At 66.9% G+C, this 20,048-nt stretch carries 19 protein-coding genes and 1 pseudogene; 13 read left to right on the forward strand and 7 right to left on the reverse strand.

All coding sequences use genetic code 11. The features are described from left to right. Positions 1 to 425: 425 nt before the first annotated feature. The 5 genes from XarbCFBP7408_RS04840 to zwf form a co-directional block, all read right to left on the reverse strand. Entirely contained in the window at positions 426 to 1,085 is a 660-nt protein-coding gene (locus XarbCFBP7408_RS04840) for a bifunctional 4-hydroxy-2-oxoglutarate aldolase/2-dehydro-3-deoxy-phosphogluconate aldolase (protein ID WP_104561857.1), read from the reverse strand. Positions 1,086 to 1,137: 52 nt separating this feature from the next. After that, positions 1,138 to 3,054, reverse strand: coding sequence for a phosphogluconate dehydratase (edd, locus tag XarbCFBP7408_RS04845; RefSeq protein WP_104561859.1), 1,917 nt, complete (start codon positions 3,052 to 3,054; stop codon positions 1,138 to 1,140). Between the two features lie 123 nt (positions 3,055 to 3,177). After that, positions 3,178 to 3,897 (reverse strand): 6-phosphogluconolactonase, encoded by a 720-nt coding sequence (gene pgl / locus XarbCFBP7408_RS04850; RefSeq protein WP_104561861.1) that lies wholly within the window; start codon positions 3,895 to 3,897, stop codon positions 3,178 to 3,180. Then, on the reverse strand, positions 3,894 to 4,901 hold the full coding sequence (gene glk, locus XarbCFBP7408_RS04855) for a glucokinase (RefSeq protein ID WP_104561863.1): 1,008 nt from the start codon (positions 4,899 to 4,901) through the stop codon (positions 3,894 to 3,896). Before glk ends, pgl begins: the two co-directional genes overlap by 4 nt. Beyond that, the gene (gene zwf / locus XarbCFBP7408_RS04860) at positions 4,898 to 6,328 is read right to left on the reverse strand and encodes a glucose-6-phosphate dehydrogenase (protein ID WP_104561865.1); all 1,431 of its coding nucleotides are present in this window, start codon (positions 6,326 to 6,328) and stop codon (positions 4,898 to 4,900) included. Before zwf ends, glk begins: the two co-directional genes overlap by 4 nt. 421 nt (positions 6,329 to 6,749) lie before the next feature. On the opposite strand from zwf, the gene XarbCFBP7408_RS04865 reads away from it, so the two are divergent. Further along, a complete protein-coding gene (locus XarbCFBP7408_RS04865; RefSeq protein ID WP_104561931.1) occupies positions 6,750 to 7,838 on the forward strand; it encodes an ABC transporter ATP-binding protein in 1,089 nt (362 codons plus the stop codon). On the opposite strand, the gene XarbCFBP7408_RS04870 is transcribed toward XarbCFBP7408_RS04865, so the two are convergent. Continuing rightward, entirely contained in the window at positions 7,835 to 8,725 is an 891-nt protein-coding gene (locus tag XarbCFBP7408_RS04870) for a YgfZ/GcvT domain-containing protein (RefSeq protein WP_104561867.1), read from the reverse strand. The genes XarbCFBP7408_RS04865 and XarbCFBP7408_RS04870 overlap by 4 nt on opposite strands. A gap of 39 nt (positions 8,726 to 8,764) precedes the next feature. Between XarbCFBP7408_RS04870 and XarbCFBP7408_RS23070 the strand changes: the two genes are divergently transcribed. The 10 genes from XarbCFBP7408_RS23070 (at position 8,765) to lolD (ending at position 15,383) form a co-directional block, all read left to right on the forward strand. After that, positions 8,765 to 8,935, forward strand: a complete 171-nt coding sequence (locus tag XarbCFBP7408_RS23070) for a DUF1674 domain-containing protein (RefSeq protein ID WP_162839016.1) — start codon at positions 8,765 to 8,767, stop codon at positions 8,933 to 8,935. Positions 8,936 to 8,991: 56 nt separating this feature from the next. Continuing rightward, a complete protein-coding gene (gene sdhC / locus XarbCFBP7408_RS04880) occupies positions 8,992 to 9,387 on the forward strand; it encodes a succinate dehydrogenase, cytochrome b556 subunit (RefSeq protein ID WP_104561869.1) in 396 nt (131 codons plus the stop codon). Beyond that, on the forward strand, positions 9,384 to 9,770 hold the full coding sequence (sdhD, locus tag XarbCFBP7408_RS04885) for a succinate dehydrogenase, hydrophobic membrane anchor protein (protein ID WP_016902592.1): 387 nt from the start codon (positions 9,384 to 9,386) through the stop codon (positions 9,768 to 9,770). The genes sdhC and sdhD overlap by 4 nt, the downstream gene beginning before the upstream one ends. Positions 9,771 to 9,803: 33 nt before the next feature. Then, positions 9,804 to 11,594: a succinate dehydrogenase flavoprotein subunit gene (sdhA, locus tag XarbCFBP7408_RS04890; protein WP_104561871.1), complete on the forward strand. Its 1,791-nt coding sequence runs from the start codon at positions 9,804 to 9,806 to the stop codon at positions 11,592 to 11,594. A 9-nt stretch (positions 11,595 to 11,603) separates the two neighbouring features. Further along, complete coding sequence (locus tag XarbCFBP7408_RS04895) at positions 11,604 to 11,807, forward strand: hypothetical protein (protein ID WP_429001388.1); 204 nt, start codon at positions 11,604 to 11,606, stop codon at positions 11,805 to 11,807. Between the two features lie 16 nt (positions 11,808 to 11,823). Continuing rightward, on the forward strand, positions 11,824 to 12,606 hold the full coding sequence (locus tag XarbCFBP7408_RS04900; protein WP_024938686.1) for a succinate dehydrogenase iron-sulfur subunit: 783 nt from the start codon (positions 11,824 to 11,826) through the stop codon (positions 12,604 to 12,606). A 112-nt stretch (positions 12,607 to 12,718) separates the two neighbouring features. After that, the gene (locus tag XarbCFBP7408_RS04905) at positions 12,719 to 12,967 is read left to right on the forward strand and encodes a succinate dehydrogenase assembly factor 2 (RefSeq protein WP_024938685.1); all 249 of its coding nucleotides are present in this window, start codon (positions 12,719 to 12,721) and stop codon (positions 12,965 to 12,967) included. Next, entirely contained in the window at positions 12,918 to 13,370 is a 453-nt protein-coding gene (locus tag XarbCFBP7408_RS04910; protein ID WP_104561875.1) for a hypothetical protein, read from the forward strand. The genes XarbCFBP7408_RS04905 and XarbCFBP7408_RS04910 overlap by 50 nt, the downstream gene beginning before the upstream one ends. Before the next feature lie 23 nt (positions 13,371 to 13,393). After that, positions 13,394 to 14,635: a lipoprotein-releasing ABC transporter permease subunit gene (locus XarbCFBP7408_RS04915; protein WP_039514422.1), complete on the forward strand. Its 1,242-nt coding sequence runs from the start codon at positions 13,394 to 13,396 to the stop codon at positions 14,633 to 14,635. Beyond that, the gene (lolD, locus tag XarbCFBP7408_RS04920; RefSeq protein WP_181106602.1) at positions 14,628 to 15,383 is read left to right on the forward strand and encodes a lipoprotein-releasing ABC transporter ATP-binding protein LolD; all 756 of its coding nucleotides are present in this window, start codon (positions 14,628 to 14,630) and stop codon (positions 15,381 to 15,383) included. Before XarbCFBP7408_RS04915 ends, lolD begins: the two co-directional genes overlap by 8 nt. Positions 15,384 to 15,621: 238 nt before the next feature. On the opposite strand, the gene XarbCFBP7408_RS04925 is transcribed toward lolD, so the two are convergent. Beyond that, entirely contained in the window at positions 15,622 to 16,686 is a 1,065-nt protein-coding gene (locus XarbCFBP7408_RS04925) for an SDR family oxidoreductase (RefSeq protein WP_104561879.1), read from the reverse strand. Between the two features lie 256 nt (positions 16,687 to 16,942). Between XarbCFBP7408_RS04925 and XarbCFBP7408_RS04930 the strand changes: the two are divergent. Beyond that, a pseudogene (locus tag XarbCFBP7408_RS04930) lies at positions 16,943 to 19,489 on the forward strand (DNA internalization-related competence protein ComEC/Rec2); the annotation flags it as partial. Beyond that, on the forward strand, positions 19,383 to 20,045 hold the full coding sequence (locus XarbCFBP7408_RS04935) for a MotA/TolQ/ExbB proton channel family protein (RefSeq protein WP_039514427.1): 663 nt from the start codon (positions 19,383 to 19,385) through the stop codon (positions 20,043 to 20,045). The pseudogene XarbCFBP7408_RS04930 and the gene XarbCFBP7408_RS04935, both read left to right, overlap by 107 nt. The last annotated feature ends 3 nt before the right edge of the window (positions 20,046 to 20,048 follow it).

Raw genomic sequence — 20,048 nt, forward strand, 5'->3', positions numbered from 1 at the left:
AGCCCCTCTCCCGGCGGGAGAGGGGTTGGGGTGAGGGTACGGTGTCTCCGGCTGGTACGACGACCAAAGCACCCGCCCGTCAGTCACCGGCTTCGGCGAGGGGCGACAGCGCGGCCGGGCATCGGCTCTTCGGCTCGACAGACATCCTGTCTGACTCGCCGTCGCGGCACATCCGTGTGCCGCTCTACGCCAATCCCCGGCCACGCTGCCGCCTCGGTATGTCATCGCCATGGCTCCGAGCAGAAGCCGCGTACCCAGGGATGCTTGGAAAGATTTTCTTCGGCTTACGAGCGAACACGGCAGTGATCGCCGTCGCGCAGGATCACCCGATCTCCAATGCCGTCCTTAGCGAATCAGCACATCTGTATCGATGGGCAGATTCGAAGCCATCCAACGATCAACCCGCTGGAATGGCGCCCAGCCAATCAGCCCGCACGTACCTGCCGCACGATCGCAGCCGCCTTGGCCGAGCTCTCCTTGACCTTGTCCCACTGGCCCTGCGCCAGCCAGTCCTTGGGCACCATCCACGAGCCGCCGATGCACAGCACGTTCGGCTGCGACAGGAACTCGGCCGCGTTGGCCTCGCTGATGCCGCCGGTGGGGCAGAGCTTGAGTTCGGACAGCGGGCCGGCCAGGCCCTTGAGCATCTGCAAGCCGCCCACCGCGGTGGCGGGGAACAGCTTGCACACGCGGAAGCCCAGGCCCATCAGGGTCAGCAGCTCGGTCGGCGTGGCCGCGCCGGGCACGGCCGGGATCGGCGCATCGGCAAGCAGGCGCGCCAGCGGCGCCGGCGTGCCGGGGGTGACCAGGAAGTCGGCACCGGCATCCACCGACTGACGCAGTTGCAGCTCGCTCAGCACGGTGCCGGCGCCGATCACGATGTTGGGCAGCTCGCGCTTGAGCACGGCCAGCGCTTCGATCGCGACCGGGGTGCGCAGGGTCAGTTCGATCGCGGGCAGGCCGCCTTCGAGCAGCGCATCGGCGACGCGGCGCGCCTGGTCCAGCGTGTCCACGGTGACCACCGGCAGGATGCCGGCGTCGCGCAACAGCTGTTCGGCGGTGTTCTGGGTCTGGGCAATCGTCATTGCAACTCCGTTAGACGGCGACCGCGAGGCGGTCGCGCAGAGGGAAGGGGAATCAGGCGTCCTTGGACTCGTGCGGAGCGGCGGCGGCCGCTGCATCGGCGCCGAGTTCGTACTCGGCGTCGTAGCTCCACAGCGCGCCGTCCGGACGGGTCGGGCCGCAGGAAATCGAGATGGCGCCCTGGTCGGCCGGGCCAACCACCTGGCGGTTGATGGCGAACAGGTTGCGCCCCAGGTCGTTGCCCGCCAACGAGGTGTTGGGTGCGACCTCGCGCGATGCCCACTCTTCGGCCGAGACCAGCACTTCCAGCGTGCCGGCTTCGCCGTCCAGGCGCACGATGTCGCCTTCGCGCACGCGCCCGATCGGACCGCCGCGTGCGGCCTCTGGCGTCATATGGATCGCCGCCGGGAACTTGCCCGAGGCACCGGACAGACGGCCGTCGGTGACCAATGCCACGCGCCGGCCCTGGTTCTGCAACAGGCCCAGCAACGGCGCCATCGAATGCAGTTCCGGCATGCCGTTGGCACGCGGGCCCTGGTAACGCAGCACCACCACGAAATCGTGCGGCAGCACACCGGCGGCATGCAGCTTGTTGAGCACCTGCGGTGTGTCGATCACCACTGCCGGCGCTTCGATCGTGCGGTGCTGCGGCTTGACGGCCGACAACTTGATCAGCGAACGGCCCAGGTTGCCGCGCAGCAGGCGCAGGCCGCCTTGCGATTCGAATGCGGCGCTGACCGGCCGCGCCACGCTGTCGTCGGCGGTGGTCGCCGTGCCGGGCACGTAGACGACCTTGCCGTCCTGCAGGCGCGGTTCGTTGGCATAGGCGCGCATGCCGCCTTCGACCACGGTGGGCAGGTCGTCGTGCATCAGCCCGGCGTCCATCAGCTCGCGGAACACGAAGGCGGTGCCGCCCGCGGCCTGGAAGCGGTTCACGTCGGCTTCGCCGTTGGGGTAGATACGGGTCAGCAGCGGCACGGTCTGCGAGATCAGATCCATGTCGTCCCAGGTCAGCACGATGCCGGCCGCACGCGCCACCGCGATCCAGTGGATGGTGTGATTGGTCGAACCACCGGTGGCCATCAGCGCGACCACCGCATTGACGATGGCACGCTCGTCGATCAGGCGACCGAACGGACGGAAGTCCTGGCCCAGCGCGGAGATCGCCAGCGCACGTGCGGTGCCCTCACGGGTCAGCGCATCGCGCAACTGCAGTTCCGGGTTGACGAACGAGGCGCCAGGCAGCTGCACGCCCATCGCCTCGAGCAACACCTGGTTGGAATTGGCTGTGCCGTAGAAGGTGCAGGTGCCGGGCGAGTGATACGAGGACGACTCGGCCTCCAGCAATTCGGCGCGGGTGGCTTCGCCGGCGGCGTAGCGCTCGCGCACCTCGGCCTTCTGCTTGTTCGGAATGCCCGGCGTCATCGGGCCGGCCGGCATGAACAGCGCCGGCAGATGCCCGAACGCCAGTGCGCCGATCAGCAGGCCCGGCACGATCTTGTCGCACACGCCCAGGTACACCACGCTGTCGAACATGTCGTGGCTGAGACCGATCGCCGCGGCCTGGGCGATGTTGTCGCGCGAGAACAGCGACAGCTCCATGCCGGCGCGGCCCTGGGTCACGCCGTCGCACATCGCCGGCACGCCGCCGGCGACCTGCGCGGTGGCACCGAGCGTACGCGCGGTGTCGCGGATCAGCTGCGGGTAATGCTCGAACGGCTGATGCGCCGACAGCATGTCGTTGTAGGCGGTGATGATGCCCAGGTTGGGCGTGGCCGCACCGCGCAGGCGCGACTTGTCGGTCGGCTCGGACGCGGCGAAACCATGCGCCAGGTTGCCGCAGCTCAAACGGCTACGGAACGGACCCTCGCGCAGGGCGGCATCGAGACCGGCCAGATACGCCGCGCGCGACGGCGCGCTGCGCTTGCGGATACGGTCGGTGACAGCTTGGATGTTCGGATGCAGGCTCATTGGCTACCGGCTATGAGAAACGGGGAAGGTAATCACGCTGTTCTTTTCGTAGATACCCGCACATGGATGTGCGGGCTTTTGCGAAGGACTCGCACAAAATCGGCTGTTGCGAGGGACTCGCACCTACGCACACCAATGAACCCGCAACTTCGGGCCCGGCGGCTGCAGCGCCACGCGGATCGGATACTCGCTGACATCGTCACCGGCCAACGCAGCCTGCAGCACGTCCAGCTTCTGCTTGCCGCGCAGCAACAGCAGGCGGGTCGGGATGGCGGCCAGCCCGGCCGGTGTCAGCGTGATCCGCAGCGGCCACTGGTTCGCGCCGGGGCAGCCGGTGGCATCCAGCGACGCGTAGGGCTGCGGGCTGGACAGCGCCTTGCTCAGATCGGTCGAGCCCGGAAACAGCGAGGCAGTATGCCCGTCGCCGCCCATGCCCAGCACCGCCAGACAGGCCGGTTCGGCATGCCTGGCCTGCAGGTTCGCGGTGTGCACGCACTCGGGCAACTGCTTGCCCGGGCGCACCAGCGGAATGAAAGTGGCCGCCGGTGCGTGAGTCAAAAAGCTGTGATTGACCAGCCAGGCATTGCTGTCCTGATCCTGCGGCGAGAGCCAGCGCTCATCGACCAGGCCCACTTCCACCCGCGACCAGTCCAACGGACGGTGGGCGAGCGATTCGTACACCGGCGCCGGGGTGGTGCCGCCGGACAGCAGCATGCGCGCCTGGCCGCGGCGCGAAATCTCCTGTTCCAGCAGGTCGGCCATCTCGCTGGCCACCGCCTCGGTCCATTCGGCCGGGTCGTCGTAGCGCACCAGTGTGATGCGCGGATTGTCCTGCAGGTTCATCGCTGCTCCCCTGGATGCTGACGCTGCGCATCCACCGCATAGGCGGCGGCGCCGAGCAGGCCGGCATGCGGGTGCATGACCGCCAGCGACGGCACCCGCGACATGATCGCGGAGAAGCGTCCCTTGTGTTCGAAGCGCTGGCGGAAGCCGGAATGCTGCAGCGAATCCAGCACCTTGGGCACCAGCCCGCCGGTGAGGAACACGCCGTCCCAGGCGCCCTGCATCAGCACCATGTCGCCGGCGATCGCACCGAAGATGGCGCAGAACAGATCGATGGTACGCGACGAGCGCGGGTCGCCCGCCGCCGCACGCGCGGTAATGTCCTTGGGCTGCAGCGGGCCCGGGTCGACCCCGGCGATCTCGCTGAGCGCGCGATGGATGTTGACCAGGCCCGGGCCGCAGATCAGGCGCTCGTTGGAAACCCGGCCGAACTGCTCGGAAAGGATCTCCAGGATGCGGATCTCCTCCGGCGTGCCGGGCGGGAAGCTGACATGGCCGCCTTCGGTTTCCAGCGGAAAGCAACGCCCGTTGCGGATGATCAGCCCACCCACGCCCAGCCCGGTGCCCGGGCCGATCACGCCGTAGTTGCGCGGCTGATCGATCGGTGCCGGCCGCCAGCTGGCGCCGCCGACCTGCACCACGTCCTGCGGGCGCAGCAGGCTGATCGCCATCGCCTGCGCGGCGAAGTCGTTGATCAGGTGCAGGGTGCTGAAGCCCAGCATCGCCGCGGTGCGCGAGCGCGAGATCACCCACGGATGGTTGGTGATGCGCGCCTCGTCGCCGTCCACGCGGCCGGCCACGGCGAACACGCCCTGGGTGGCCTGCACGCCGATCTGGTCGAGGTAATAGCGCGCCGCTTCGCCGAGCGAGCCGAAATCGACCACCGCGAATTCGCGCGAGGTGTCATCCAGCAGCGGCACCGAGGCGTCGACGTCGGCCAGCGCGAAGCGCGCGTTGGTTCCGCCGATATCGGCAACCAGCACCGGCTTGGAAGGAGCGCTCATGCGGTGTGTCCCTGTGCGTCGGTGGCCGGGGGCAGGAAGGCCGCCGCGGCATCGGGACCCCAGCTGCCGGCCGGGTAGGGCTGCAGCGGCAGCTGCGCGTCTTTCCACGCATCGCTGACGCTGTCGATCCACGACCAGGCGGCCTTGACCTCGTCGTCGCGCACGAACAGCGCCGGGTTGCCGTTGAAGGCATCCACGAACAGGCGCTCGTAGGCGATACGGCGGTGCAGGCCGGTCGGCACCGACAGTTCCAGTTCCAGCGGCTGCAGTTCGATCGCGCCCCATTCCGGGCCGGCCAGGCTGCTCATCAGGCCAAGCTCGATGTTTTCCTGCGGCTGCAGCTGGAAGGTCAGCCGGTTGGGCACCGCGTTCTGCCGGTCCGGACGCTCGAACAACCAATGCGTCACCGGCTTGAGCGTGACCACGATACGGGTGGAGCGCTCGGCCAGGCGCTTGCCGGTGCACAGGTGGAATGGCACCCCGGCCCAGCGCCAGTTGTCGATATGCGCGGTCACCGCGACGAAGGTTTCCACGTCGCTGCCTTCCGGCGGGTGGTAGGCCTGCGCCGGCTGGCCGTTGATAGTGCCGGCGGTGTAGCGGCCGCGCACGCTGTCGTGGGCGGCATGTTCGGCGGTCATCGGGCGCAGCGCGCGCAGCACCTTGACCTTTTCGTCGCGGATGCGGTCGGCTTCCAGCGACGCCGGCGGCTCCATCGCGACCAAACATAGCAGCTGCAGGATATGGCTCTGCACCATGTCGCGCAGCGCGCCGGAGCGCGCGTAGTAGGCATCGCGCCCGTCCACGCCTTCGCTTTCGGCCACCAGGATCTGCACCGACTCGATGTAGGTACGGTTCCACACCGCTTCCAGCAACGTATTGCCGAAGCGCAGCGCGATCAGGTTCTGCACCGCCGCCTTGCCCAGGTAATGGTCCAGGCGGAACACGCGGTCTTCGTCGATCAGCGCGCCGATCGACTGCAGGATCTCGCGGGCGCTGTCCGAGTCGTGGCCGATCGGCTTTTCCAGCATCAGCCGGTGCGGCGCGGCCAGCGCACCGCCCAGGGCCAGGCCCTGGCAGGTGCTGATGTACAGGCCCGGCGGAATCGCCAGGTAGCTCACGCACTGGCGGCTGGCAAGCTCGCGTACGGCATTGGCCACCGACTCGGCATCGCGCAGATCCACCGAGCGATAGTCGACCCGCTGCAGCAGCGTCTCGATCTGCTCGGGCGTGGCGATCGGCAGCGCAGCGGTCAGGCGCGGCCGCAGGACCTCGCGGAATGCCTCGGTGTCGTGCGGCGACAGCGCCAGCGCACGGATACGGAAGTCCTCCGGCAGCAGGCCATCGATGAACAATCGCAGCAGGGACGGGAAGAGATAGCGCTGGGCGAGATCGCCGGTGGCGCCGAACAGGATCAGGGTGTTGTGCATGGACCGAATTTCGGATTCTGGAGACATCGTGATCAGCAGCTGGTCGGAAAGGCGCCGGACGGCCGGCGGTCGGTAGGTCTGTTCCTGAGCGACACTGGCGTGCGCGCAGCGGGGGATGGACGCGCGCGCCCAACCCCCGATTGTTGCAGCAAGTGGCCGTCAGCGGTTAGCGCCGCGGCGGTATACCTGCACATGCGTGGCGGAATGGCGAGCCTCGCACGGTAGGCTGCACCGCTTGAAACAGCGGCTTGGGTCGGTGGCGGCATGGTCCCTCCCGAGATCGATGTTGCCAGGTGAAAACGATTACATGTCAGAATAAACCAATGCATTCGTTTGCAGGAGATTTCCTTGCAGGCGCATGCGGCGTCACCGCCATCGGGAGGGCCGAGGGCAGGGCGCACAACTTATGTTGAGGCCGAAGATGGCGAAAGTGCAGTTGGAAGGTGTCCGCAAGGTCTATGAGAATGGCCAGGTCGCGGTGCAGGGTGCGAGCTTCGAGGTCGCCGATGGCGAGCTGATGGTGCTGGTCGGTCCGTCCGGCTGCGGCAAGTCGACCCTGTTGCGCATGATCGCCGGGCTCGAGGACATCAGCGCCGGCACGCTCAAGATCGGCGAGCGCGTGGTCAACGACGTGGCCCCCAAGGACCGCGACATCGCCATGGTGTTCCAGAGCTATGCGCTCTACCCGCACATGACCGTGGCCGAGAACCTGGCCTTTGGGCTCAAGCTGCGCGGCCACCCCAAACATGTCATCGCCGAGCGGGTCAACAACGCCGCCGAGCTGCTGGGGCTGACCCCGATGCTCGACAAGCTGCCCAAGGCGATGTCCGGCGGCCAGCGTCAGCGCGTGGCGCTGGGGCGGGCGATGGTGCGCGAGTCGTCGGTGTTCCTGCTCGACGAGCCGCTGTCCAATCTGGATGCCAAGCTGCGCCACAGCGTGCGTACCGAGATCGCGCAGCTGCACCGCAAGCTCGGCACCACGATGATCTACGTCACCCACGATCAGGTCGAGGCGATGACGCTGGGCCAGCGCATCGTGGTACTCAAGGATGGGGTGATCCAGCAGATCGACAGCCCGATGGCGCTGTACGACCGCCCGGCCAATCTGTTCGTGGCCGGATTCCTCGGCAGCCCGGCGATGAACGTGCTGCAGGGGCGCCTGGATGAGCAGGACGGCCTGCATCTGGTCATGGCCGATGGCTGGCGCGTGCCGCTGGGTGCGGCGCGGGTCGAGCGCAGCTGGTTCGGTCGCGAGGTCATCGTTGGCGTGCGTCCGGAGCATCTGCAGCCGTCAAACGATGCCGCGCTGGGCTTTGACGCGCGTATCGACGTGATCGAGCCGGTCGGCAACGAGATCTTCCTCAACCTCGACCGTGGCGGCCAGCCGCTGGTGATCCGGGTCGCACCGCGGGCCCTGCCGGCGGTGGGGGAGCAGCTGCGCCTGGCACTGCGCAGCGAGGCGCTGCACTTCTTCGACCCGGCCAGCGGCGAACGGCTGGCGCTGGCCTAACGCGCCAGTCCCTGCACGAATGCAAGCGGGCGGGCGGCATGCGCGCCCGCCTGCAGCACGGCGTCGGCCTCCAGGGTCAGCTCCAGCGGCAGCACCGCCAGTGCAAGATCGCCCGCCACGCTGACCAGCGTGCCAACGGTGGCATCGCCCAGCAGCACGGCCTGGCCCGCCTCGGCTAGCGCATCGCTGCCAACGGCATCGACCTGCAGCAGCTGCAGCGCACGCTTGGCCTTGCCCAGAAAATGCGTACGCGCCACGATCTCCTGGCCCGGGTAGCAGCCCTTTTTGACGCTGAAGGCCTGCAGGCGATCCAGCGCCAGCTGCTGCGGCGTCCATTGCTCGCGTTGCGTATCGGGCAGACGCGCCAGCCCCAGTTGCAGGTCCGTGCGGCGCCACTCGGCGTCCATGCGCGGTACTTCGATAGGCGTGGCCAATGCCTCATCGTTCGTCAGCAACACCAGCGTGCGCGGCAGGACAGGGCTGCCCAGGTCCAATTCGATACGCTGCGTTCCGATATCGGCCTGCGCGCCCTGGGCGCGCGCGGGCGCGGCAAGGCCGCCAAACGCCAAAAGCGCCGCCACGCCGATCTTGAGCTTGCGTCGGAACACAAAACGGCCGAGTTGCGTTGCGATCTCGGCCGCGTTGCCATCGGGCAACAGCATCAGCAGGTGTGTGTCGTCCTCACGCAGGAGTGCGAAGATGGCGATTACGCGCCCCTTTGCCGTCAACCACGCATTCCACTGCCACTGCCCGATCGCCAGCGCCTGTACGTCGTTGGCAAATTGCGCATGCGCGAACGCCACTGCATCCGTCCCGATCAAGCGGACGTATTGCATGTCGTGCAGGGAGCCAAAACCCTGTGGAATAAGATTCAGGTTGTCAGCCATGGAAGGGGAGGACTAAAATCGCAATGTTGTGAGACCACTATGATAGGCCATCCAACCCCCACCCCAGCGCAGGATTCCGAGACGCAGCCTTCTCCTCAGGAGCATCTTCCCGAGAAGCAGCCACTGCCCAAGGAGATTGGTGGACGCGACGGCCCCGAGCCAACGCGCTACGGCGACTGGGAAAAAAATGGACGCTGCATCGATTTTTGAGCAGCTTTTAGCCACAGCGGTGTAGTGCCGCCCAGCCGAGAAAACGAGCCCAGCGAATGGCGATCCGCGAACGTCCTCTTTCCCCGCATCTCCAGGTGTACCGCTGGCAGATACAGATGGTGACCTCGATTCTCAATCGAGCCACCGGCATCGTACTGTCGATCGGCGCGCTGGCGATTGCCGCCGCCTTGCTGACATTGATGCTCGGCCCCGACCACTGGAATTGTTTCCGCGAGCACGCCGGCGCCTGGTACGGCCAGGTCTTCCTGTTCGGCTGGACCTGGTGCTTCGCGTTCCACCTGTTCGGTGGACTGCGCCACATCCTGCAGGACTTCGGACAGGGCTATGCAGTGCGCTCGTTCGTCAGTCTCGGCTGGTTGTCGCTGATCCTGAGCTTTGTGCTCACCGCTGCGATCTGGGCCTATGTACTGCTGGCCGGAGGTGCCGTATGAACCGCTACCGTACCCCGCTGAAGAACGTGCGTGGCCTGGGCGCCGCCAAGACCGGCACCGAGCATTTCGTGGTGCAGCGCCTGACCGCCACCGCCCTGGTGCCGCTGTCGATCTGGTTCCTGATCTTCGTGCTGAGCCTGATCGGTGCCGATCACGCTGCGGCCAGCGCCGCCGTGGCCAAGCCCTGGAACGCGATTCTGTTGGTCGGCTTCCTGATCGCCTCGTTCTGGCATGCGCAGCTGGGCATGCAGGTGGTGCTGGAAGATTACGTGCACAACTCGCTGCTCGCGCTTGCCGCGCAGACCATCGTGCGCTTCGTCGCCGTGCTGGGCGCCATCGTCAGCGTGTTTGCCGTGGCGCGTATTGCGCTGGGCATCAGCTGAGTCGTCCGCGACCAAACAGGAATCCATAATTCGATGTCCGCTTACAAGATCACAGAACACAAGTACGACATGGTCGTGGTGGGCGCCGGTGGCGCCGGCCTGCGCGCCACGTTCGGCCTGGCCCAGAAGGGCCTGCAGACGGTCTGCCTGACCAAGGTCTTCCCGACCCGCTCGCATACCGTTGCGGCGCAGGGCGGCATTTCCGCAGCCCTGGGCAACATGGGCGAAGACGACTGGCGCTACCATTTCTACGACACCATCAAGGGCTCCGATTGGCTGGGCGACCAGGACGCGATCGAGTACATGTGCCGCGAGGCGATCCCGGCCATCATCGAGCTCGAGCACTACGGCGTGCCGTTCTCGCGGACCGAAGACGGCAAGATCTACCAGCGCCCGTTCGGCGGCATGACCACCAAGTACGGCGAAGGCCCGTCGGCACAGCGCACCTGCGCGGCGGCCGACCGTACCGGTCACGCGATGCTGCACACGCTGTACCAGCAGTCGCTGGCGCACAACGCGCGCTTCATGATCGAGTACTTCGCACTTGACCTGATCTTCGACGAGGAGGGCGTCTGCCGCGGCGTGCTGGCGCTGGACATGGCCGATGGCAGCTTGCATCTGTTCCGCGCCCACGGCGTGGTGCTGGCCACCGGCGGCTATGGCCGTGCCTACTTCAGCGCCACCTCCGCGCATACCTGTACCGGTGACGGCGGCGGCCTGGTGATGCGCGCCGGCCTGCCGGTGCAGGACATGGAGTTCGTGCAGTTTCATCCCACCGGCATCTACGGTGCGGGCTGCCTGATCACCGAGGGCGTGCGTGGCGAAGGCGGCATCCTGCGCAACAGCAACGGCGAGCGCTTCATGGAGCGCTATGCACCGCATTACAAGGATCTGGCATCGCGCGACGTGGTATCGCGTTCGATGACCGTGGAGATCCGCGAAGGCCGTGGCGTGGGCGAGCACAAGGATCACATCCTGCTCGACCTGACCCACCTCGGCCCGGAAGTCATCAACGAAAAGCTGCCCGGCATCGCCGAGAGCGCGCACATCTTTGCCGGTGTGGACGTGACCAAGCAGCCGATTCCGGTGTTGCCGACCGTGCACTACAACATGGGCGGCATTCCGACCAACTTCTACGGCGAAGTCGTGCGCAAGCAGGGCGACAACCCGGATGCGGTCGTGCCGGGCCTGTATGCGATCGGCGAAGCTGCCTGCGTGTCGGTGCACGGTGCCAACCGCCTGGGTTCCAACTCGCTGCTGGACCTGGTGGTGTTCGGCCGTGCGGTGGCGAACCGCTGCGCCGAGACGGTCAAGCCCAACCAGCCGCACAAGACGCTGCCGTCCGATGCCTGCGACAAGGCGCTGGGCCTGCTGGACAAGCTGCGCTACGCCAACGGCTCCACCCCGACCTCGGTGATCCGCGACAACATGCAGCGCACCATGCAGTCGGACGCAGCGGTGTTCCGCACCAGCAAGACCCTGAAAGAGGGCGTCGACAAGATGGCCGAGATCTTTGCCAGCTTCGAGGACGTCAAGGTCTCGGACCGCTCGCTGGTGTGGAATTCGGATCTGATCGAAACCTACGAGTTGAACAACCTGTTGCTCAACGCAGTGGCGACGATCAACTCGGCCGAGCAGCGGCATGAAAGCCGCGGCGCGCATTCGCACGAAGACTTCCCGGACCGCGAAGACGTCAACTGGCAGAAGCACACGCTGGTCACCGTCGACGACAAGGGCAAGTGCGAGTTCGAATATCGTCCGGTGCACATGTACACGCTGAGCAAGGATGTGGACGTGGTCCCGCCGAAGCCGCGCGTTTACTGATCGATGCGCATGGATCGATCTGCTTTCGCCCTGCTTTTGCTGGCCGGCCTGTCCGGGTACCGCAGCCGTGCACCGCGCCAGCCGGATCGCGTCATGACGCAGGGGCAACGCCGGCGTGCCGCCAGCGGTTGCGCCACCGCCGCGGCGGTGGCATCCGTCATCTTTACCTTCATGCGCACGGTGCGGTTGTCGTTCGCACCGCGCATCGCCTGAGCCAACGAGAGCAGCTATGGCAGAGTTCACCCTCCCCAAGAATTCAAAGATCGGCAAGGGCAAGCATTACCCTGCACAGGGCGCCAAGAACACGCGCACCTTCAAGGTTTACCGCTGGGATCCGGATGGCGAAGCCAACCCGCGTACCGACAGCTATGAGATCGATCTCGACAAGTGCGGCCCGATGGTGTTGGACGCCCTGATCAAGATCAAGAACGAGATCGACCCGACACTGGCGTTCCGCCGCTCCTGCCGCGAGGGCATCTGCGGTTCGTGCGCGATGAACATCGACGGCACCAACACGCTGGCCTGCACCAAGGCGATTGCCGCCTGTGGCAAGGCCGAAGTGCCGATCTATCCGCTGCCGCACATGAGCGTGATCAAGGACCTGGTGCCGGATCTGACGCATTTCTACGCGCAGTACGCGTCGATCAAGCCGTGGATCCGTACCCAGACCCCGCCGCCGCCGGACCGTGAGCGCCTGCAGTCGCCGGAAGACCGCCGCAAGCTCGATGGCCTGTACGAGTGCATCCTGTGCGCCTGCTGCTCGACCAGCTGCCCGAGCTACTGGTGGAATGGCGAGCGCTATCTGGGCCCGGCGATCCTGCTGCAGGCGTATCGCTGGATCATCGATTCGCGCGACGAAGACACCGGTGCGCGCCTGGACGACCTGGAAGATCCGTTCAAGCTGTATCGCTGCCACACCATCATGAACTGCGCGCGGACCTGCCCCAAGGGCCTGAATCCGGCGCTGGCGATTGCCGAAATCAAGAAGTTGATGATGGCGCGTCGCGCCTGATCGCAAGGCAGTGCGGCTCCGCCTCGGCGGGGAGATGGTTCACAGCGGCACCGGCCCTTGGGTCAGGTGCCGCTGTCGTTTTCGGCGCCGGCAAGGCGAGCTGGAGAGTGAGATGGATGAAGAAACCCTGCTGAAGAAACTGCGCTGGCGTTGCCGGCGCGGCATGCGCGAACTCGATCAATTGTTCGGGCGCTATCTGGATCAACGCTGGGCGCAGGCCTCCGAGTCCGAGCGCGCGGTTTTCCTACAGCTGCTGGATTGCGAAGACGATAAGTTGTGGCGCTGGTTCATGGGATACGAGGCCTGCCCCGATGCCGCCAACGCCGCACTCATCGCCGATATTCGCGCCATGCCGGCTTGAGTGGCGACCCTCGCGCGGGCTTGCTTGCGCGCTGGGCGTGCTGAGTGCGCTCGCGTTGGGGGCACTCTGGCGGAGTGGGGTGCCGCCATGGCTGGCGATGCTGTTGTCCGTCTATACGGTGTTGACCGGTGGACGATCGCTGCGCCTGCTGTTGCGCTCGCCAGCACGGGAAGTGATCGTGCCCTGGAGCGAAACGCCCGCCAGCGTTGACGGCGCGCAGGTGCAAGGCCTGCAGGTGGCGTGGCGCGGGCCGATCGCGGTGGTGGCATGGACCGGCCTGGATGCACGTCGCCAACGCCTGCTTTTCTGGCCGGATACCTTGCCCGCGGCGCAGCGACGTGAACTGCGTCTGGCCGCTCAGGCACACGCCATTTCGTCCCGGCGGCCGCAAGTGGCACCATAGCGTCCCTTTCCTGGTTGAACCGCATGTTCAAACCTATCCCGGTTGCCATCGGCTTGCGCTACCTGCGTGCCAAGCGGCGCAATGGCTTCATCTCGTTTATCTCGATGGCATCGATCCTGGGCATCGCCCTGGGCGTGACCGTGCTGATCACCACGCTGGCGGTGATGAGCGGTTTCCAGAAGGAAATCCGCGACCGTCTGCTGCAGATGGCCGCGCATGCCACGGTCAGTGCGGACGGCGCGCCGATGCACGACTGGCAGCACGCGGTCGCGGTTGCCATGGCCGATCCGCGCATCGCCGGTGCCGCGCCCTACATCGAAACCGAATCGCTGCTGCAGGGCCCGCGCAAGCAGCCGGCGATCGTGCGCGGCATCGTTCCTGCCGAAGAGGGCAAGGTGTCGGTGCTGGCCAAGAAGATGCAGCAGGGGTCGGTCGACAGCCTGACCCCGGGCTCCTACAACATCGTCATCGGCAAGGAGCTGGCGATCTGGCTGGGCGTGGACATGGGCGACAGCATCGTGGTGCTGCTCAGCGATACCCAGGCCACGCCGCTGGGCGCGATGCCGCGGCTCAAGCGCTTCACCGTCAGCGGAATCTTCGAGGCGGGCTACAACGAGATCGACCGCGGCCTGGCCGTGGTCAACATGCAGGACCTGGCGCGCGTGCTGCGCATGGACGGCGTCACCGGCGTGCGGCTGCGCCTGCACGACATGGATCAGGCCTGGCCGGTCGCGCGCGATCTGGCGGTGAAGTTGCACGGCCCGTACCGGGTCAGCGACTGGACCCAGGAGAACGCCAATCTCTACCACTCGTTGAAGATGGAAAAGACTGTGATGGGCATCCTGCTGTCGCTGATCGTGGCGATGGGCGCGTTCAACCTGGTGTCCTCGCAGGTGATGCTGGTCACCGATAAACAGGCCGATATCGCCATCCTGCGCACCCTGGGCCTGTCGCCTGCGGGGGTGATGCAGGTGTTCATGGTGCAGGGTTCGTTGATCGGCTTCATGGGCACGATCATGGGCGTGATCGGCGGCATCGTGCTGACGCTCAACCTGGAACGCATCCTGGGCGTGATCGAGACCATCTTCAGCGTCAAGCTGCTGCCCGAGGACGTGTATTACATCACCGGCTTGCCAACCGACATGCAGACCCAGGACGTGGTGGTGATCACCGTCGTCGCGCTGGTGATGAGTTTCCTGGCGACCTTGTATCCGGCATGGCGCGCCTCGCGCACGCAGCCGGCGGAGGCTTTGCGTTATGAATGAGATCAGGGAGTCGGGAATCGGGAATCGGGAATCGGTCGTGCAGAAGCCAAGCCACGCAGAGGCGGTGATTCGGGCCGAGGGGCTGGGCAAGACCTACGCCGAAGGCAAGATGCGCACGCCGGTGTTCGACGGGCTGGATCTGACCGTGGCGACCGGCGAAACCGTGGCCATTGTCGGGGCCTCCGGTGCGGGCAAGAGCACGTTGCTGCATCTGCTCGGCGGGCTGGATGTCCCGACCTCCGGCGAGGTGTACGTGGCCGGCCGGCGCATGTCGGCGTTGTCCGATGGCGAGCGCGGCAAGCTGCGCAATCAGGCCCTGGGTTTCGTCTACCAGTTCCATCATCTGCTGCCGGAATTCACCGCGCTGGAAAACGTGATGATGCCGGTGCTGTTGTCCAGGAAAGAGGTGTCGGTGGCGCGGGCGCAGGCCTTGCAGTTGCTGGAATCGGTCGGGCTCGGACATCGCATCGAGCACAAACCCAGCGAGTTGTCCGGCGGCGAGCGTCAGCGTGCGGCGGTGGCGCGTGCGCTGGTGAACAGGCCGGGCTGCGTGCTGGGCGACGAGCCCACCGGCAACCTGGACGACAAGACCGCCGAGACCGTGTTCGAGCTGATGCTGGAACTCAATCGTGCGCAGCGCACCAGCCTGGTCCTGGTGACGCACGATCGCAGCCTGGCGCGGCGCCTGGACCGCGTGCTCGAGCTGCATCAGGGCAAGCTGCGCGAATTGGCACCTTCTGCGGTGTGAGAAGCGTTCCCTGGCCGTCGGAATTCCTGGCGGCTGGGCGGCGGTGAACCCGCGGTCTCAGCTTGATGATCCTGGGGCCGGTTGCGGGCGCATTCGCGTGATGCGACCGACGGTGACCACAGCATGCGCGCTCAGCACGCAGTATCCGCGCGCAGCATCGCGTCGATGCTCGCGTTGACAGGACTCGCGTTGACAGGAAGAACCGTCGCCGCCACGTGTGCGGCAACGACCCAGCGCATCAGGGAATGATGCGTAGCGCGCGCAGGCGCGTGAACAGTTCCAGGAACGATGCGCGGCTGTCGTAGAAATCCGTAAAGCCCAGTTCGCGGCTCTTGGTCATGTCGTTGACGCACTCGATCTCGCGGCCCAGGTCGGCATCGGTGTGCCACCAGGATGCCAATCGATTGACGTCGGCCTCCACCAGGCCATGCTGGTTGGCGATCTCGCTCCATACTGCCGGCGCGGTCTCGCTCAGGCGTGCCTCCAGAGGCTGCGGGATCTCGGGGCAGGGCGCAGCGTCGAGCCCGAAGAAGTCGGCAATCTGGCTCCACATCCAGCGCCAGCGGAACACGTCGCCGTTGACGGTGTTGAAGGCCTGATTGCGGGCGGCCGGGCTCAGGCCGGCCCAGGCCAGCTGCTTGCCGAGCAGGCCGGCATCGGTGAGGTCGGTGAGGCTGTTCCATTGTGCCTGCGATCCGGGAAACACGAACGGCTGGCCGGTGTGCTTGCACAGCGACGCATACACCGCCAGCGTCACGCCCATGTTCATTGCATTGCTGCCATTGGCCATGCCGATCATGGTGTGCGAGCGATGCACGCTCCAGCCGAAGCCGTGTTGCTCGGCGTGTGCGAACAACAGGTCTTCCAGCGTGTAGTAGAAATTCTCGCCGGGCTGGCGCGGCTCGCTTTCGCGAAACGGCGTTTCCGCCTTGCCGCTGCCGTAGTTCTCGAACGCGCCCAGGTAATGCTTGGTGCCGGTGACCAGCGCCATGTGCTGCAGCGGCGCATCGCTCAGCGCTTCGCACAGATGCCGCATCATCGCGCCGTTGGCTTCGACGTTCTCGCGCTCGGTGTCGCGCCGTGTCCAGGTGCAGAAGAACACGTGGGTGATCGGCAGGCCACGCAGCGCGCTGCTGGTGCTGTCGGCGTCCAGCAGATCGGCCGCAAGCGGGATCACCCCGTCCTGAGGCAGCGGGCGCCGTGCCAGGCCGTAGACGGTCCAGCCATCGGCCACCAGGACATTGGCGAGGTTGTAACCGGAAATGCCGGTCACGCCGACAATCAGTGCAGTGCCTTTACGCATGGGGGAAGCTCCTCAGAAACAGTGGCGACCATAGCGCGGCAGTCATGAAATCGAGGCGAATGCAGGCTGATACGGTTGCTGTGCGGCCTGCACACGCGGTCCTGCCCGGCGCATTGCACCTGCGCGGTAGCGCCTTCCACCTGCTGGATGTACCACAGCAGGCGCAGCCTGATTCCTACCGCGCAATGCGCCGCTCGCTGCTGTGCCCGACGCAGGCGCTGGTCTAAGGTGAGTCGGTGGATGGACCACGGCCGGGATGGCGACCGACAGCATGGATGCGTCAGCACAGGCACCGCCTACGCCGCAGCGCGTCTCCACGATGACCGCGGCAGCGGCCTTGTTGCTGGGCATCGTGATGTGCGCGTGGTCGCCTGCGCTGCTGTCGCGTGCGGTCTATGCGGCATGCCTTGCTGCAGCGGTGCTGGGCATCGGCCTCGGCAGATGGCTGCGTCCGCGGCGGATCGTGTTGGTGGGGTCACTGGCCTGCGCGATGTTCGGTTTCGGCCTGATGGGCTGGCAGGTCGCCGGCGTCCTGCAGGCACAACTGCGCCCGCAGGATAAAGCGCGGGAACTGACGGTGCGCGGGCAGATTGTCGAACTGCCGGTCGCCGAGCCACGCCGCACGCGCTTTCAGCTGCGTGTGGATGACGATCCCGCACAGCCTGCCGCGCTGCGCGGCAAGCTGCTGCAGCTGGCCTGGTATGACGACTTCGGTGCCGAGCGCATCGGGCCGCGTGCCGCGCTGCGCGCGGGCGCCGCCTGGCAGCTGCGGCTCAAGCTGCGTGCGCCGCGCGGCTTGCGCAACCCCGGTGGCTTCGATGCCGAGCGGCAGGCACTGGCGCAGCGCATTGCCGCCAGCGGCTATGTGCGGGTGCCGATTGCGGCGCGGCAGACCGCAGCACCGCGCGGCGTGGATGCCTGGCGCGAAGCGATGTCGCAGCGCATTGCCGACCGCGTGCCCGGATCATCGGCGCCTTATCTGCGCGCGCTCGCATTGGGCGACACGCGCGGGCTGGACGACGCAGCCTGGGCCACCCTGCGCGCGACCGGGCTCAGCCATCTGATTGCGATCTCGGGATTTCACGTGGGGCTGGTCGCTGCATTCCTCGCCATGCTGGTCGCCGGACTCTGGCGAGCCTGGCCCGCGCTTGGAACGCGGATTCCGCGTTCCCACGCAGCGGCGGTCGCCGCCTTGCTCGGCGCGGCAGGCTATGCGGTGCTGGCGGGCCTGGCGCTGCCCACGGTGCGCACCGTGCTGATGATCGCCGTGGTCGCGTTGGCGCGGGTGCTGCGGCGGCGTGCCAGCACCGTGCAGATCCTCGCGCTGGCGGTGTTGGCAGTGCTGCTGTGGGACCCGCTGAGCGTGCTGGTGGCGGGCTTCTGGCTCAGCTTTGCCGGGGTGGCCTGGCTGGTGTGGTGCCTGCCGTCGGACGATCGCGCGGTCGTGCGTGGCTTCCTGTCCGCCCAGACCGTCGCCACGGTCGGCCTGCTGCCGTTGACCGTCAGCCTGTTCGGGCAGGCATCGCTGGTGGGGCCGTTGGCCAATCTGGTCGCCATTCCCTGGTGGACCTGTGTGGTGGTGCCGCTCGCCTTGCTGGGCACCGGGCTGGAAGCGGTGCTGCCGGGAGCGGGTGTGTGGGCATGGCGATTGGCCGGCTGGTGCTTCGAACTGACCTGGCCGGGCCTGGTCTGGCTCGGGCAGACCTCGGTGGCGTTGTGGTGGGTGCCCGAGTCCGATGCGCTCGCGTTGGTCGCAGCCTTGCTGGGTGCGTTCTGGTTGCTGCTGCCGCGCGGCACGCCCGGCAAATCCATGGCGCTGCTGTTGTGGTTGCCGCTGCTGTGGCCCGACCGCGAGCTGCCCGCGGCCGGCGAGGCCGATGTGCAGGTGCTGGACGTGGGGCAGGGCCTGGCGGTGCTGGTGCGCACGCAACGGCATGCGTTGCTGTTCGACACCGGCCCGGCGGTGCGCGATGGCTTCGATGCCGGCGAACGGGTGGTGTTGCCGGCCCTGCGCGCGCTCGGGGTGCGCCGCCTGGATGCCATCGTGCTCAGTCACGCCGACGCCGACCATGCCGGCGGCTATGCAGCGGTGCGTGCGGGATTGCCCGTTGCGATGACGGCGGCACCGCCACAGGCGCCACTGGACGTCAGCAGCCGCTGCCGTGCCGGTCAGCAATGGGCATGGGACGGCGTGCGCTTTGGCTTCCTGCACCCCAGCGCCGGCTTTCCGTATCTGCGCAATCAGTCCAGTTGCGTGCTGCGCATCCAGACGCGGTATGGAAGCGCCCTGTTGCCGGGCGATATCGGCGAGCTCGTCGAGCGCCGCCTGCTGCGTGAACATGCCGCGCAGTTACGTGCCGATCTGGTGGTGGTCCCGCACCATGGCAGCGCCGACGGCTCGCATGCCGATTTCATCGCCGCCACCGGCGCACGGCTGGCACTGGTGTCCTCCGGGCACGGCAATCGCTTCGGTCACCCGCGTGCCGAGGTGGTGCAGCGCTGGCAGGGCAGTGGCGCCGAGTTGCTCGACACCGCCCAGGCCGGGGCGATCCGGGTCTGGCTGGGCGCCGACGGCCTGCAGGTACGCGAGCGGCGGCGTTGGCAGCCACGGCTCTGGGATGCTGCGGAACGGCGGCGGTCGGCTGCTATCCTAGCGACCAGCGAATAGGCGGCCGCGTTGCCGGAGGAATCGAATCGTGTTGGAGCTGGTCAAGGCAGGCGGTTGGCCGATGGTGCCGTTGCTGTTGCTGGGCGTGATCGCCCTGGCGATCGTGCTGGAGCGTCTGTGGAGCCTGCGCCGCAACGAGGTGACCCCGCCAGGTCTGGGCGAGGAGGTCCGCAACTGGGCCGCGCGCGGCAAACTGGATCCCAGCCACATCGAGTCGCTGCGGCGCAATTCGCCGCTGGGTGCCTTGCTGGCTGCGGCGCTGGACGTGCGTGGTCGTCCGCGTGAGTTGATTCGCGAGCGTATCGAGGACACCGGCCGGCATGTGGTGCACCGCATGGAGCGCTATCTGAATGCCTTGGGCACGATCGCCTCGGCCGGGCCGCTGCTGGGGCTGCTGGGCACGGTGGTCGGCATGATCCAGATGTTCCTGGGCATCCTCGATCACGGCGTGGGCGATGTGAACCAGCTGGCGGGCGGCATCGGCAAGGCGCTGGTGTGCACGGCCACCGGCATGATCATTGCGGTACCGGCATTGATGGCGCATCGCTTCTTCAAGGGCCGCATCGCCGGCTACATCATCGAGATGGAGCAGGAAGCCACCTTGTTGCTGGACACGATGGACGGCCGCGTGGTGCCAGCCGCCACGGCGCCGGTCGCGGCAGCTGGCAAACCCGTCATGGCAAAGGGCTGACGG

The sequence above is a fragment of the Xanthomonas arboricola pv. guizotiae genome, from assembly GCF_002940205.1.
Taxonomy (GTDB): domain Bacteria; phylum Pseudomonadota; class Gammaproteobacteria; order Xanthomonadales; family Xanthomonadaceae; genus Xanthomonas; species Xanthomonas arboricola_C.

What these genes read in the sequence shown, in the direction of transcription:
- XarbCFBP7408_RS04915 (WP_039514422.1), top strand. Translation starts at nt 13,394, where the DNA reads ATGTTCAAACCTATCCCGGTTGCCATCGGCTTGCGCTACCTGCGTGCC.
- sdhA (WP_104561871.1), top strand. Translation starts at nt 9,804, where the DNA reads ATGTCCGCTTACAAGATCACAGAACACAAGTACGACATGGTCGTGGTG.
- XarbCFBP7408_RS04910 (WP_104561875.1), top strand. Translation starts at nt 12,918, where the DNA reads ATGCCGCCAACGCCGCACTCATCGCCGATATTCGCGCCATGCCGGCTT.
- XarbCFBP7408_RS04895 (WP_429001388.1), top strand. Translation starts at nt 11,604, where the DNA reads ATGGATCGATCTGCTTTCGCCCTGCTTTTGCTGGCCGGCCTGTCCGGG.
- XarbCFBP7408_RS23070 (WP_162839016.1), top strand. Translation starts at nt 8,765, where the DNA reads ATGATAGGCCATCCAACCCCCACCCCAGCGCAGGATTCCGAGACGCAG.
- XarbCFBP7408_RS04900 (WP_024938686.1), top strand. Translation starts at nt 11,824, where the DNA reads ATGGCAGAGTTCACCCTCCCCAAGAATTCAAAGATCGGCAAGGGCAAG.
- glk (WP_104561863.1), bottom strand. Translation starts at nt 4,901, where the DNA reads ATGAGCGCTCCTTCCAAGCCGGTGCTGGTTGCCGATATCGGCGGAACC.
- edd (WP_104561859.1), bottom strand. Translation starts at nt 3,054, where the DNA reads ATGAGCCTGCATCCGAACATCCAAGCTGTCACCGACCGTATCCGCAAG.
- sdhC (WP_104561869.1), top strand. Translation starts at nt 8,992, where the DNA reads ATGGCGATCCGCGAACGTCCTCTTTCCCCGCATCTCCAGGTGTACCGC.
- XarbCFBP7408_RS04905 (WP_024938685.1), top strand. Translation starts at nt 12,719, where the DNA reads ATGGATGAAGAAACCCTGCTGAAGAAACTGCGCTGGCGTTGCCGGCGC.
- XarbCFBP7408_RS04840 (WP_104561857.1), bottom strand. Translation starts at nt 1,085, where the DNA reads ATGACGATTGCCCAGACCCAGAACACCGCCGAACAGCTGTTGCGCGAC.
- XarbCFBP7408_RS04865 (WP_104561931.1), top strand. Translation starts at nt 6,750, where the DNA reads ATGGCGAAAGTGCAGTTGGAAGGTGTCCGCAAGGTCTATGAGAATGGC.
- sdhD (WP_016902592.1), top strand. Translation starts at nt 9,384, where the DNA reads ATGAACCGCTACCGTACCCCGCTGAAGAACGTGCGTGGCCTGGGCGCC.
- lolD (WP_181106602.1), top strand. Translation starts at nt 14,628, where the DNA reads ATGAATGAGATCAGGGAGTCGGGAATCGGGAATCGGGAATCGGTCGTG.
- XarbCFBP7408_RS04925 (WP_104561879.1), bottom strand. Translation starts at nt 16,686, where the DNA reads ATGCGTAAAGGCACTGCACTGATTGTCGGCGTGACCGGCATTTCCGGT.
- zwf (WP_104561865.1), bottom strand. Translation starts at nt 6,328, where the DNA reads ATGCACAACACCCTGATCCTGTTCGGCGCCACCGGCGATCTCGCCCAG.
- XarbCFBP7408_RS04870 (WP_104561867.1), bottom strand. Translation starts at nt 8,725, where the DNA reads ATGGCTGACAACCTGAATCTTATTCCACAGGGTTTTGGCTCCCTGCAC.
- pgl (WP_104561861.1), bottom strand. Translation starts at nt 3,897, where the DNA reads ATGAACCTGCAGGACAATCCGCGCATCACACTGGTGCGCTACGACGAC.